The sequence below is a fragment of the Shewanella sp. SP1S1-7 genome, from assembly GCF_031932105.1.
GTDB classification, from domain to species: domain Bacteria; phylum Pseudomonadota; class Gammaproteobacteria; order Enterobacterales; family Shewanellaceae; genus Shewanella; species Shewanella baltica.
This window is the reverse complement of the sequence record NZ_JAUOEU010000020.1, coordinates 1-13674: the sequence shown is the minus strand read 5'-3', so window position 1 is coordinate 13674 and position 13674 is coordinate 1. Positions and strand designations below refer to the sequence as shown.

The 13674-nt window shown below is 45.9% G+C and carries 11 protein-coding genes and 1 tRNA gene; 2 read left to right on the top strand and 10 right to left on the bottom strand.

The window, feature by feature from the left end; all coding sequences use genetic code 11:
* Window positions 1–83: 83 nt before the first annotated feature.
* Both Q4Q49_RS15165 and Q4Q49_RS15160 read right to left on the bottom strand, forming a co-directional pair.
* Entirely contained in the window at window positions 84–551 is a 468-nt protein-coding gene (locus tag Q4Q49_RS15165; RefSeq protein ID WP_311898134.1) for a DUF3617 domain-containing protein, read from the bottom strand.
* Between the two features lie 142 nt (window positions 552–693).
* Window positions 694–1188, bottom strand: coding sequence for a DUF4279 domain-containing protein (locus Q4Q49_RS15160; protein ID WP_311999732.1), 495 nt, complete (start codon window positions 1186–1188; stop codon window positions 694–696).
* Between the two features lie 588 nt (window positions 1189–1776).
* On the opposite strand from Q4Q49_RS15160, the gene Q4Q49_RS15155 reads away from it, so the two are divergent.
* Window positions 1777–3156, top strand: coding sequence for a Gfo/Idh/MocA family oxidoreductase (locus Q4Q49_RS15155; protein ID WP_107948242.1), 1380 nt, complete (start codon window positions 1777–1779; stop codon window positions 3154–3156).
* Window positions 3157–3335: 179 nt separating this feature from the next.
* On the opposite strand, the gene Q4Q49_RS15150 is transcribed toward Q4Q49_RS15155, so the two are convergent.
* From Q4Q49_RS15150 to Q4Q49_RS15120, 7 genes are all read right to left on the bottom strand, one after another.
* Window positions 3336–3860, bottom strand: a complete 525-nt coding sequence (locus Q4Q49_RS15150) for a CIA30 family protein (protein WP_311999731.1) — start codon at window positions 3858–3860, stop codon at window positions 3336–3338.
* 75 nt (window positions 3861–3935) lie between these two features.
* Window positions 3936–5162, bottom strand: a complete 1227-nt coding sequence (sstT, locus tag Q4Q49_RS15145; RefSeq protein WP_006082286.1) for a serine/threonine transporter SstT — start codon at window positions 5160–5162, stop codon at window positions 3936–3938.
* 174 nt (window positions 5163–5336) lie between these two features.
* Complete coding sequence (locus Q4Q49_RS15140) at window positions 5337–6233, bottom strand: chemotaxis protein CheV (RefSeq protein WP_106650974.1); 897 nt, start codon at window positions 6231–6233, stop codon at window positions 5337–5339.
* Window positions 6234–6373: 140 nt separating this feature from the next.
* A complete protein-coding gene (locus tag Q4Q49_RS15135) occupies window positions 6374–6844 on the bottom strand; it encodes a dual specificity protein phosphatase family protein (protein ID WP_311999730.1) in 471 nt (156 codons plus the stop codon).
* Window positions 6845–6916: 72 nt separating this feature from the next.
* Complete coding sequence (locus Q4Q49_RS15130) at window positions 6917–8200, bottom strand: DEAD/DEAH box helicase (protein WP_311898108.1); 1284 nt, start codon at window positions 8198–8200, stop codon at window positions 6917–6919.
* 47 nt (window positions 8201–8247) lie between these two features.
* The gene (locus tag Q4Q49_RS15125; RefSeq protein WP_311898106.1) at window positions 8248–8805 is read right to left on the bottom strand and encodes a methylated-DNA--[protein]-cysteine S-methyltransferase; all 558 of its coding nucleotides are present in this window, start codon (window positions 8803–8805) and stop codon (window positions 8248–8250) included.
* 115 nt (window positions 8806–8920) lie between these two features.
* On the bottom strand, window positions 8921–10618 hold the full coding sequence (locus Q4Q49_RS15120) for an Ada metal-binding domain-containing protein (RefSeq protein ID WP_311999729.1): 1698 nt from the start codon (window positions 10616–10618) through the stop codon (window positions 8921–8923).
* Window positions 10619–11113: 495 nt separating this feature from the next.
* Between Q4Q49_RS15120 and Q4Q49_RS15115 the strand changes: the two genes are divergently transcribed.
* Entirely contained in the window at window positions 11114–12943 is a 1830-nt protein-coding gene (locus Q4Q49_RS15115; RefSeq protein ID WP_006082292.1) for an ABC transporter ATP-binding protein, read from the top strand.
* 597 nt (window positions 12944–13540) lie between these two features.
* On the opposite strand, the gene Q4Q49_RS15110 is transcribed toward Q4Q49_RS15115, so the two are convergent.
* Window positions 13541–13616 (bottom strand) — tRNA-Glu (locus Q4Q49_RS15110).
* Window positions 13617–13674: the final 58 nt, after the last annotated feature.

The window sequence follows — 13674 nt, the reverse complement described above, 5'->3', positions numbered from 1 at the left end:
AATAAATCCCTTTTATATTACTAACAGTCCTCATAACATCCTTATTAACCGTTATGCGTTAAGTTGAAGAGCTTGTATGGCACTTAGTCACAAGCGCCAATATATTTTCCATTGCCAACGAGTTTCGACTTGATTTTCATTGCCTCTTCAGAGATTGTCACTTCAAGCTTAGAAGTGGACGTTTTCCCATTGAAATGCATTTCACCCACTGTTTTAGATGCACCATCAGGACTAGTGCATGATGTTTCAAACACCATTTTGTTAGCACTGATCCAATTGCTGTTGGTTTGACATTCTTCGCCTTCATTTTCTTCAGGCTCCAAATCAAATGCAGAGGCGATGTCATTTATGCATTCAGTTTCCGTGTAATCAGGCCTTTTGGACATGCTCCGCATCATTTTCTCCATTTCAGGAGGTGCGTCTATTTCTACTATTTCGGATTTCCAAATGGTTTCCCATAAACCCGGTTTGAAGTCGTAGTTTTCAGCGTGAAGATGAGTTGATGCCACTATGAGTCCAGTTAACATCACTTTAGTAATTAGGTGGGTCATTTATTATTCCTTTAATTAATAAAAACAAGTAAGGTTTTAGTGCCTAGCGCCCAAATTTAGCACGCAAAGCCGTGCAGCGGGTTGACGTCGCAGCCAGCACTTTTGCTGGCGTTAACATTTGTTTTTAGGGGCGACAACCATCTTAATCGTCCGACCCACTATAAACATCTAAACTTAAAACAATTCCACGTTGACCAAGTGCCAGCATGATTTCAGGTGACAAGCTCAAACCATCATTCCAATTGCCCATAAACAAGCCGCAGAACATGTCAACTTTGTAGCTTTGGTAAAGCTTTTCCCATATCGCTAAGTCACTTGTTAGCTGGGATAAAATTGCTTCAATCTGCGCGTTTAGGTCTTCTGGCTCTCTCTTTTTAGCCTGAAAATGCCAGCTACCCGTTTTGGCAATCCGCACTTTTCCGCTGATTTTGCTGACATCTTCATCACCTTTCTTTTTACTTTTAGTTGCTGTACCACCAAGTAAATTTGATACGTCTTCAGGTATCAAATCATCCCCGAAGATCCGAAGAGTGGCTTGTGAATATTCAAATGCACCCATAAAAGGCCCTAATGCTGAGCTAAAAATCGCCAATGCAGCGTAGCGTTGGCGTCCATAGAAAAATAAAAACGCACACACTTAACTACCTGTATTAACTAGAAGTTATCAGCTTTATACCGCTTTTCATATACAAGAATCCATCAGAAAGACACGCATGCGCGTTTTCCAGACCTATTATCCTAAAACGGTAACCTCTAAGTGTTTAATTTTAAATATTTTTAGATTTAGATGTTTGAGATAACACGCACGTGCATTGACAGAAAGCACTCACAAACAAGCAATTTAGATACGATTGTATCTCTTCCAGTTTCTACGACTCTTGATGAAGAGTTAAGCACAAGGGGGATGTAGCGTTATTTCTACAAATCTAAAACTCAATCCTTTGGTATGAATATGCTCCACATATTGTCCAATTTCGTTTTTTAGTTTGCTTTGATCATATTGATGAACTCGCAACAAAAATAACTCAAGCAATTGTTTTTTTTAATTTTATATCAAGCCAACAATGTTACGCGTTTCATACTAAATGGACTTATAGGAGCTTGTTACATCTTTATTGCCAATTTGAATGGGGTTTCTGATATAACCCATAAGTGAATTACCGTACAAATAAGACCAAGTGATATTTCAATATCCCTACAAAACAAAAATAAAGCAGGAAGCGCTATGCATAACATTCATCGTCGTAATTTTCTTAAGGCCGCAGGTGCCGCTACTGCAGGACTCGTTACTGCCAATATTGCTCTCAATGCCTACGCCAGTAGCGTCGCCCCTAAACCGCAAGTGGGTAAATCCGTTATCGGACTCATAGCACCTAAGATGGACGTGGTCCGAGTCGGCTTTATCGGTGTTGGCGAGCGGGGTTTTAGCCATGTCGAGCAATTCTGTCATTTAGAAGGCGTTGAACTCAAAGCCATTTGTGATACCCATCAAGCGGTACTCGACAGAGCCGTAGATCATATCGTTAAACAGAATCGGCCCAAACCGGCTGTCTATACTGGTAATGATCTGAGCTATCGCGATTTGCTGAGCCGCGATGATATCGATATTGTGATTATTTCGACCCCGTGGGAATGGCACGCGCCAATGGCGATAGAAACCATGGAGAGCGGCAAGCATGCCTTTGTCGAAGTGCCAATGGCGCTCACGGTTGAGGAGTGCTGGCAAGTTGTCGATACTGCTGAGCGCACTCAGAAAAACTGCATGATGATGGAGAACGTCAACTACGGCCGCGAAGAACTGATGGTGCTCAACATGGTGCGCCAAGGCGTGTTTGGTGAGCTACTCCACGGCGAAGCCGCCTACATCCATGAGCTACGTTGGCAGATGAAAGAGATCGATCATAAGACAGGCTCATGGCGGACTTACTGGCATACCAAACGTAACGGCAACTTGTACCCGACCCACGGTTTAGGGCCAGTTTCCCAGTATATGAACATCAACCGCGGTGACCGATTCGATTATCTAACCTCGATGAGTTCGCCTGCCCTTGGCCGTGCGCTCTATGCTAAACGTGAATTTCCCGCCGATCATGAACGTAATCAGCTCAAGTATATCAATGGGGATATCAATACCAGTCTGATTAAGACCGTTAAGGGCCGAACCATCATGGTCCAGCATGACACGACGACCCCAAGACCTTACAGTCGCCATAATTTAATCCAAGGAACAAATGGCGTGTTTGCTGGCTTCCCGAATCGGATCGCCGTCGAAAATGGTGGCTTTGGTCAAAGTTACCACGAGTGGGATATGGACATGCAAAAGTGGTACGACAAATACGATCACCCACTGTGGCAGCGCATAGGAAAAGAGGCTGAAATTAACGGCGGCCACGGCGGTATGGACTTTGTGATGCTATGGCGCATGATTTATTGCCTACGCAATGGCGAGGCTTTAGATCAGGATGTGTACGATGGCGCGTCTTGGTCGGTGGTGAATATTTTAAGTGAACATTCACTTAATGATCGCAGTAACTCTGTCACCTTCCCTGATTTTACCCGCGGGGCATGGCAAACCGCCAAACCATTAGGGATTGTTGGCGCTTAAACTGCGGCTTTCGCCAAACACATCATTTTAATGAGTTCACCATAAGGATAAGTGCTTCGGCCTTATCCTTTTTCTTACTGTTAAATTAAGTCCTGAGATGACCCGCGCCATCAGCCATAAGCACTTAGCGGTAAGAAACTAGCGACAATAAATTCACCATAAGAAACTCACTATAAGCGCTAGTAGTAGCCGATTTCTCTGATTTTCAATGAAAAGTCGCCACTTTGCTGGGCACCAATCACTAACCCTAAGCTGCACAACTGACTCAATACCATATTCGGACGGGAAATGGGTTTACCCCGACATTGGGGCTTGAAATCACTGAAGGGAATTTCAATCCGCTGCCAATTCAATACTCTGGCACTACTCACACCAAAGGTTTGGTGAGTTGGCGTGGGCATAGGCGCTTGATATACCGTACTTTGCGGTGTGTCGACATCCTTTAAATTCACTTTATAGTCTTTAGTTCGGTCGCCATCGAGTTCGAGGTAAATCCCAGTAAATTCACTGACATCTATGGGGCTAAACTCACAGCGCACTGAGGCAAACCCGCCGCCATTTGCCAGCGACACATGGCCACTAAACTCACCATAACCTAAAGGTGAAACCGTCATTTTACTGCGGGACAAACCGCCCATCACAGTGTCATTTATTCCATACCAGGGTTTTGCAGCATCTAGCAGGCTAAAATCAAAAAAGATCATAACGACTCCCATAAAAAAAGCAGCCACCTAAGTGACTGCTTCCATAATACTTTTCGATACGAATAACAGCACTCGTTAACTCAGTTTAGCTTTATTCTCAGCGGCTTCACAAGCGGCAGCGGTAAAGATAACGTCGGTTGAACTATTTAATGCGGTTTCGGCTGCATCTTGAACCACACCAATAATAAAGCCAACAGCGACCACTTGCATGGCAACATCGTTAGAAATACCAAACAAGCTACAAGCCAGTGGGATCAATAATAATGAACCACCCGCCACACCCGATGCGCCGCAAGCTGAAACAGCAGCAACAACACTCAGTAGTAATGCGGTCAGTAAATCGACTTGAATGCCTAAGGTATGCGCCGCAGCTAAGGTCAATACGGTAATAGTGATCGCCGCGCCGCCCATGTTGATGGTGGCACCTAAGGGAATAGAAACTGAATAAGTGTCTTCATGCAGCTTTAACTTTTCACACAGCGCCATATTCACCGGAATGTTTGCCGCGCTCGAGCGAGTAAAAAACGCCGTTACACCACTTTCACGCAAGCATTGAAATACCAGCGGATACGGATTACGTTTAATCTTCACGTACACAATCAATGGATTAACAACTAAAGCAATAATAGCCATCGCACCTAATAGCACGGCCAATAACTGGGCATAACCTGCAATCGCCGCAAAACCGGTTTCGGCAAATGTCGCCGCAACGAGACCAAAAATACCGATAGGCGCTAAACGGATAATAAAGCGCACCATTTGTGAAATACCGTGGCTCATATCGGCAAACACTTGTTTAGTCGAATCGGTGGCGTGATGTAAGGCTAAACCTAAGCCCACACCCCAAGCGAGAATACCAATATAGTTGCCCGTCATTAATGCATTGACTGGGTTATCAACCAGTTTGAATAACAAGGTATGAATGACTTCACCTATGCCCTGTGGTGGGCTGGTGCCTTCCACGCCGGCAACTAAGACTAAATTAGTCGGGAAAATTGAACTCAGGAGCACTGCGGTTAATGCGGCCGCAAAAGTGCCGAATAAGTACAGCACCACAATGGGACGCATATTGGTTTGGGTATTCTTCTTTTGGTTGGCAATCGATGACGCCACTAAGATAAAGACTAAGATGGGAGCAATCGCTTTCAATGCCCCAACGAATAAACTGCCTAAGAAGGCGATATCTTTCGCGCTACTCGGTGAAAAACTGGCTAAGACCACACCAGCGATTATCCCCAAAAAGATTTGTATTACTAGACTGCCATTAGCCAACTTAGCTAACAATGATGATTCTTGTTTCATGGTTTAACCTATCGTTATTATATTTCGGTTGAGATCCCCAACGCGCACCTTCGGAAATGAGGCCAATAAGGTTTTTATAGGATGTGACTGGACTTGTCTAGTTTTGCGGGGAAATAAGCTAACTAAATTACCCTAGCCCCGCAAAAAGCATACAAAAAACTAACAAGCGCCAGATTAGCGCTTGTCTAAGGCAAGATCGGCGCCCCGTAACATGGCGTCGATTAACTCGTGGGCATCGAACTTAGTCAGTGCTTCATTCGCCCCAACTTGATGGGCCTGACTCACGCTAATTTCGCTGGATAAAGAAGTGTGCAAAATAATGTAGGCCTTGGCAGTCAGTGGATTATCACGCACTTCAAAAGCCAGTTCGTAACCATCCAGTCCCGGCATCTCGATATCACTCACCAGAATATCTATCGGGTGATGTTCCAATGCCGCTTGCTCCATCATGACTAGCGCTTCTTTACCGTCGGCGGTGACTCGATAAGGAATGTTAATCATATCAAGGGCGTCGGATAACTGCTTACGCGCCACCTTAGAATCATCCACTAAAAGGATATTCATAGGTTTAAGTTTTTCACGTTGTACGTCAGTCAAAATAGCCCGATTCGTCTGTGGATCATCGGGGAAGATTTTCGACAATAACAGTTCAACGTCAAGTAACTGTACCAGTTGGTCCTCAAAACGTGTCACGCCCGTTAAATAGGCATTTTTCCCTAAACTAGACGAAGGAGCTTCAATATCACGCCAGTTACATTCAATAATCTTATCGATACCGCGCACCAAGAAACCAATGATCATCCGCTGACAATCCGTGATGATGATGTAGCACTTTTCCCGCTCTTCAGGAGCAATCGGCCGATAACCAATCGCCGCCGCCATATCTATGATAGGAATCGTATGACCACGGATAGTTGAAGCCCCCAGAATCGTCGGATGAGATTGGGGGATTTTGCTGAGGCGTGTGTACGGCACCAGCTCACGCACTTTCAACGTGCCTAAGGCAAACACTTGAGTCTGTGATAACCGAAACAGTAGTAATCCCTGTGACTGACTTGCCTTACTTTTCATAATTAGATAGATAACTCACTAAAACCAACCTGCGGATAGCTTAACCTTAACACAGTAAAAATTTGATGACTAAGGTCAAACGAATGAAACTATTATGCCTATTAATGAATAGGTTCGACTCTAAGTCGCCTAAAAAAGGCTTATTCTTGTAATGCGTACAAAACGTCAAAGGCGAATTGATCCCAGCCATCGGCAGTAAAGGCGATATCGCAAATACTGCGTACTTGGCTGACAGCGTGTAATGGCGCAGCACCATTGACCATTAAGTAATAGGCCATGATAAGACTGGTGCGATCCTTACCAGAACGGCAATGGATCACCACAGGTAAGCCATCGGCTTCACACTGTTGGATAAAAGCTAATGCCTTGGGCAATTGAGCGACACAAATCGCCACATCCCCATCTTGGGGCGGCACATTGCGCGAAAAGGGAATACATTCGTAACGTAAATCGAGCTTTTTAAAGGTGCTAGGCTCACAGCCTTCGCCCCCATTGACCGACAAAATAGCACCAATACCGGCCTCTTTAAGCACCTGCAAATCCCAAGGATCTTTATTGGGACCACTGCGCCCTGCGACTTTACCTTCAACTAACCAGAATAAGTGTTGCATAAACCTTACCTACGACAAGTGAGATGACAAGGAACGCCAGAGATAAGCTAAGAATAGCTTGTTTCCAACAACTTAAGATTTTTTGCCCCAAAATTCAGCATTGGCAGCCGGCAACTGTTTACGCTTTTTTTTACCCATACCTTCGGGCTTGGCGACAGGTTTAGCTTGTTCTAACAGTTCGACTGGCATTTCATCATCGGCTTCAAAACCGACAATTTGCTCACGCACTAACTTAAGCTTGTTCTTTTTCTCTATCACGCCAAAGTGGTGATAATCCTCATGGGAAATCAAGGTCACAGCTAAGCCTGCTTCACCGGCGCGGCCACTACGGCCAATACGATGCATATAATCCGCAGGGCTTCTTGGTAAATCAAAGTTGATCACCACAGGCAGTTTATCGATATCGATACCACGGGCGGCAATGTCAGTGGCGATTAACACACTGATCTCACCATTTTTAAACCCATCGAGCACTCGCGTACGTGCGCCTTGGGCTTTATCACCATGGAAGACTTCGGCACTGATCCCACGTTTAGATAACTTTTGCGCTAAGTGATTACAGGTATTTTTAGCACTCACAAAAATCAACGCCTGTGACCACTGATGTTCTTTAATCAGATGCGCCAATAATGCGGTTTTCATCGGACGATTAACGGTAATCACCCGCTGATGAATCGTGCTTTCTTGTTCACTTTGCAATTGGTATTCAAGCGGATCATTCAGCAGTTTTGCCGTTAATTCGCGGACTTCTTCAGGGAATGTCGCTGAGAATAATAAGGTTTGTTTCTTGGCGGGCAAAGCGTCGAGCACTTTGGCTAATTCTTCTGTAAAACCAAGGCTTAACATGCGGTCAGCTTCATCGAGGACTAAGGCGCTAACGCGGTTAAGTTTGATGGCATTACTCGACAACAGATCTAACAAACGGCCCGGCGTTGCCACTAATACGTCGGCACCAGCGCGTAGGCTCTGCATTTGCGCATTGACTGACACACCGCCAAACGCAGCGACAATTTTCAGTTTGCCATTCAAATGCGAGGCATAGGACAGAAAGCTGTCAGCGACTTGCTGGGCTAACTCACGGGTTGGCACTAAGACCAAACAACGAACATAAGCACCTGTCTTATAGTCTGTTTTTGCTTCAACAAGTTGCTGCAACAGCGGCACGGCAAAAGCTGCCGTTTTACCCGAGCCCGTATTGGCGCCAGCTAACACATCCCGCCCAGCGAGCACAGCGGGGATCGTAGCCGCCTGTACTGGTGTGGGCGAAACATACGCTAATTCGGTTAGTCGATTTAGCAAAGGTGCAATAATGCCGAGTTGGGCAAAGCTTGCCGCAGAGGAAGAAGCCTGAGTCATAGAAAGTTTAACTGCTCACCAATATCTTAATAGGCGGCTATTCTAGCTTAAATATCGAGGCAGTGCTTGTCAGTTTCCAGCGTTAACAACTGCTGTTTCATCGCAAGCCCGTAGGCGTAACCCGTTAACTTGCCATTTTTGCCTATCACTCTATGGCAAGGCACGATAATCGCGATGGGATTGGCACCATTGGCCGCGCCCACGGCGCGCACCGCCTTAGGCCGACCGATTTGCTCGGCAATCTGCCCATAACTACAGCTCTGGCCGTAATCTACATTGAGCAAGGCTTGCCATACGTCGCGCTGAAATTCAGTGCCCTTGGGCGCGAGCTTTAAATCAAATTCAACCCGCTCACCCGCAAAGTAATCCGCGAGCTGCGCCTGAGTTTCGCGAATATGCGCCTTAGCTTGATTGAGGGCATCCTCACTCGCCTTGGCAAGCACAATCTCAGTGCGATCCGAGCCGACAACCGTTAAATGGCTTAGTCCATAGGCATTGGCATTTAACTGCAATATTCCGGCAGGACTGATAAACGTATCCACGGCGCAGGGTTGATATTCTGCAATGCTTGGCGCTTGGCTCAATTGACGAATCGCATGTTTCATAATCTGTCTCTTTATTTGCTCTTTATTTGCTCTTTATTTGATCTTAATTTGGTTCTTAACTGAACTGCTTACTCATCTTTTTAAACTGGCCATTCAATGTGAGACAGCTTAATGGTTATTGATGCCAAAGCTGAAAGGTTAAGTAACTGCCCCATGGGGCAATTTGTTGGCTCAGCTGCTCGCACAATTGGGGATAGCTCACCGCTGCAGCGGCTGTTTCATCCAACCTATTGTTCTTGATATATAAGGCCAATAAATGCTTTTTAACAATCAAATCCGAATGCAAAAACACGTTTGGCTCGCCCAAGCCACGAAGCTTGGCATACGCTATCGTCCAAGGACCTATGCCTTTAACGCTAAGCCAATCATCGACGCTCGCCTCAGGATGTTCGCAGATAAACGCCGCGAGCGCATTGAGGGCTAATTTACGGGCGCCCGGCATTTTAAGCTCAGTTAAACCCGCCTCACGAATCGCCTCGGGTGTTGGGAATAATCGATACTCGCGGCCATTGAGACTAAAGCGTTCCCCATAGGCTTCAACCAATATATTCAGTAACTTAGTTGCTTGCACGACCGTCACTTGTTGGCCTAAGATGGCGCGGCAAACCGCTTCAAATAAAGATCCAGCGCCAGGAATGCGAAGTCCCGAAAACGGCGTTAAACCTAAACTCGGTAGCGTACTTAAACCTTGTTCAATCTGCTGCATATCCGCATCGAGATCTAAAATGCGCCGCACCTCAGTGACCAGCAATTGCAGCTCATCAACGACAGAATCTTCGGTCAAAGTAATCGCAAGTTTGAAGCGATTCAGCTTAGGCTCATGGATAATGTGCACTGTGCCGCGCATCTTGCCTATGACAAAACAGCGACCATATTCGAGCCCGTTCTCGTCAGCCTTGGCTTCAGCGGCAAGGTTCGCTTCATCTGCAACCTGAACAGCATCGCTCGCTTGTGGATGACTCATCTGCGGTGTGAACCATTCCATCCCAGTTACCGCACGTAAGCGATAAAACGCCAGCTGTGATGCCCAATCCAATGGCGGCCGATAATACTGATACAAGGTTAATCCATAGTGCGGCACAAATTCACCCATAGTATCAATCTCACTTAATCCTGTTAGTGGCTCAATCATGGACTCCTTTGCCGCTTTGGTTAACGCGGTCTTTCTTAATTGAGTTGGCGTCAATTGTAAGGTTTGCTTAAACGCCTCATTAAAACGGCGAATACTGTTGAAACCCGCCGCCAGTGCGACTTGAGTGACAGGTAATTGGGTTTGATGTAGTAATTGCTTAGCGAATAGTAACTGCCGATATAAGGCATATTGTTTAGGCGAAGTGCCAAAACCTTCGGTAAAGAGCTTATTGAGATAACGACTGCTGATCCCTAATCGCTCAGCCAATTGTGTCACTGTCGAGGCAGGCTCTCCCGATGATTTCCCCGCTAAGGCGCCCGCTTCAATTAAACTAATGGCCCTCGCCAACGTTGTGCCAGTGCCTTTCCACGGATTTGAACCTGGCGCACTGTCGGGCCGACAACGCAAACACGGGCGTAATCCAGCTTGTGCGGCTTTCACGGCCGAATCAAAATAACGCACATTTTGCTCTTTTGGCGCGACGGCAGGACACACGGTACGGCAATAAATCCCCGTCGTTAATACGCCCACAAAAAACTTACCATCAAAACGCGGATCGCGGCTCATCCTAGCTTCACGGCAAATGGACGCAGAAAGCAGCCCAGCACTTGACTCCAGTGAATGCACTGAGTCTATTTCATCACGCTTAATCGCACTCTCAGACGCTCTATCTGTACTCATTTTTCACTACGCCCGACAATATTCGCTCACAATTAATTTCTTGTTCATTACTTTACGTAAAACTAGCATGTAGCACTAGCGGAAAACGGAACTCAATCATTTCAATGCTTTTAGGGAATGAAATCTTATATACCCAAGCTACCTGAAGATACGAGCTTCAGAGCGTCTAGGGTGCTTCAATTCAAGGCGCATCAATGACAGAATGTCGGCCACCTTTTGAATTGATGCAACACGGAAGTGGAGTGCCCTAGACGCTCCGTACCGGCGGCTGATGTTAACCACGGGGTAACGCACTTTATGCTGTGTTGGTTATTTTTAACTTAGTCCACTAGGTCTGCAAATAACCGCAATCGCCATGGATGGCGTGAATGCCATTTATGCAGGAGCAAAGGGCCTTGCCTAAAGTGCGTTAAATTCCCGCTGAATCCTGCATCTTCAGGTTGTTTGGGTATATGCTATACGCGACTATTTTTTATCTCACCATAGAGTTAATTCATGTTTAAACGATTTGAATCTTGGGTTGAAGCCCTCCCCGATGATGAACCGACTAAGCCACCCACTGGGGTTTATGCTTTTTGCCGCCACTACACTAAAGGCTACGAACTGCCGCTGATCTTAATGTCAGTGCTGACCGCTATGCTGGCGATGCTTGAAGTGTCGCTGTTCGGATTTATGGGCCAATTAGTGGATTGGCTTGTGAAAAAAAATCCCGAAACCTTATTTCAAGACGAAGGCACGACCTTAATGCTGATGGGGGGCATGGTGCTGATTGTGATGCCAATCCTGGTATTACTGCATGCGCTTATCATGCATCAAACCTTGCTCGGCAATTATCCTATGTCGATCCGTTGGCTCGCGCACCGCTATTTGCTAAAGCAAAGTGTGTCATTTTATCAAGATGATTTTGCCGGCCGAATCGCCACGAAAGTGATGCAAACGTCCTTAGCCGTGCGCGAAACTGTGATGAAGTTGCTCGATGTATTGGTATACATTTTGGTGTATTTCACCTCTATGCTAGTGATGATCGCCAGCGCCGACCTGCGCTTAGTGATACCTATGCTAGTGTGGCTTGCACTGTATGTTGGACTGCAATGGTACTTTGTGCCAAAGCTGAAAAGCGTCTCTACCGAGCAAGCCGATGCGCGCTCAACCATGACAGGTCGTATCGTCGACAGCTATACCAACATCACCACAGTGAAGCTATTTGCCCACACGCAAAAAGAAGCCGAATACGCCAAATCCAGTATGCGGATATTTTTAGACACGGTTTATCGCCAGATGCGCTTAGTAACGGGCATCAGCGTCAGCGTGCAAATCATTAATTATGTGCTCGCATTCAGCATTGCTGCGGTAGCGATTGCTCTATGGACTGACAGCGCGATTACTATCGGCGCCATTGCCATTGCGGTCAGTTTAGCACTGCGCTTAAACGGCATGTCACAGTGGATCATGTGGGAAATCAGTTCGTTATTTGAAAACATCGGCACAGTCACCGATGGGATGAACACCTTATCGAAAACAACGATCATCCAAGATGAGCCAGACGCCAAGGCGCTGGTCGTCAACCATGGCAAGATTGATTTCAATCAAGTGTGTTTCCATTACGGCGAGCAGACTGGGGTGATTGAAGATCTGAATCTGAATATTAAGGCCGGTGAAAAAGTTGGCTTAGTGGGACGTTCTGGTGCGGGTAAATCGACCTTAGTGAATCTATTAATGCGTTTCTACGATGTCGAGAAAGGTCAGATTAATATTGACGATCAAGACATCAAAACGGTTATGCAGGATTCACTACGTTCGCAAATCGGTATGGTGACCCAAGATACATCACTGTTGCACCGTACTATCCGCGAGAATATTCTTTACGGCAATCCAACGGCCAGCGAAGAACAGCTCGATAGCGCCATTAAACAAGCTCAAGCCTATGACTTTATTAAGGATCTAAGTGACCCTCACGGTAATCATGGCTTAGATGCCCAAGTCGGTGAACGTGGTGTAAAACTTTCTGGTGGCCAAAGACAGCGGATCGCTATTGCGCGGGTTTTATTAAAAAATGCGCCGATTTTGCTGCTTGATGAAGCCACTTCAGCGCTGGATTCTGAAGTCGAAGCCGCCATTCAAGAAAGTTTATATGAGTTAATGCAAGGCAAGACAGTGATTGCGATTGCCCATCGACTTTCGACCATTGCCGCAATGGACAGGCTAATAGTGTTAGATCAAGGCCGAGTCGTCGAACAAGGCACGCATCAAGAACTTATTGCCGCTGGCGGTATTTATGCTCAGCTATGGGCACACCAAACCGGTGGATTCTTAGGCGTAGACTAAATTAAAAGTTAAATGACGAAAGGCGACACTCAGCAATGAGTGTCGCCTTTTTTATCTCAAACTCAAATAAGTGTCCGCCATATTCTGCCCTCTTCCCGCAAGGCTTCACTCTTACACTCGCCCTCATATTCACCGCAACGATACGCTATTCAGCTATTACAATAGCTACCGTAAGAACGGTTCACTTCAAATTGCGATCGTTTAGCGATTGGAAGCATGAGATAAATCGCGATTAACGGTTCAACTTATCAGTATTGAAAGTAGCAGCATTCAAAGTGCCAACACACTCAATAATCCGAAAGGTGAGTTTTAACCATGGGCTAGTACAAAGTTAAGCAGAAAAACACTTAAATAATTCTTATCACACGATTGAACAGAATGACTTCACCGCACTAAGTATGTCTCTCGAAGCATCATTTATCTTAATGTGGATGGTTTGATTGGTGGGTAAATTCGGAATCGGCAAATAACTCGAGGCGTATGACTCGTAAATGAATCGGGGAGATCTCGATTAAATACTAAAATTCAAATACAAAAAAACCACCTTGTGGTGGTTTATTGTCTTTAACCAAAGTTTCGATAAACCTTGATTAAAATTGGTATCCCCTAGGGGATTCGAACCCCTGTTACCGCCGTGAAAGGGCGGTGTCCTAGGCCTCTAGACGAAGGGGACCCGGACTTATGATTTAACTCGTAACCGAGCTTTGTAACACATTCACTTCAGTAGGCTA

Coding starts and splice junctions, on each gene's coding strand:
- Q4Q49_RS15150 (WP_311999731.1), bottom strand. CDS start 3,860: ATGATCTTTTTTGATTTTAGCCTGCTAGATGCTGCAAAACCCTGGTAT.
- Q4Q49_RS15135 (WP_311999730.1), bottom strand. CDS start 6,844: ATGCAACACTTATTCTGGTTAGTTGAAGGTAAAGTCGCAGGGCGCAGT.
- Q4Q49_RS15115 (WP_006082292.1), top strand. CDS start 11,114: ATGTTTAAACGATTTGAATCTTGGGTTGAAGCCCTCCCCGATGATGAA.
- Q4Q49_RS15140 (WP_106650974.1), bottom strand. CDS start 6,233: ATGAAAAGTAAGGCAAGTCAGTCACAGGGATTACTACTGTTTCGGTTA.
- Q4Q49_RS15125 (WP_311898106.1), bottom strand. CDS start 8,805: ATGAAACATGCGATTCGTCAATTGAGCCAAGCGCCAAGCATTGCAGAA.
- Q4Q49_RS15120 (WP_311999729.1), bottom strand. CDS start 10,618: ATGAGTACAGATAGAGCGTCTGAGAGTGCGATTAAGCGTGATGAAATA.
- sstT (WP_006082286.1), bottom strand. CDS start 5,162: ATGAAACAAGAATCATCATTGTTAGCTAAGTTGGCTAATGGCAGTCTA.
- Q4Q49_RS15155 (WP_107948242.1), top strand. CDS start 1,777: ATGCATAACATTCATCGTCGTAATTTTCTTAAGGCCGCAGGTGCCGCT.
- Q4Q49_RS15130 (WP_311898108.1), bottom strand. CDS start 8,200: ATGACTCAGGCTTCTTCCTCTGCGGCAAGCTTTGCCCAACTCGGCATT.
- Q4Q49_RS15165 (WP_311898134.1), bottom strand. CDS start 551: ATGACCCACCTAATTACTAAAGTGATGTTAACTGGACTCATAGTGGCA.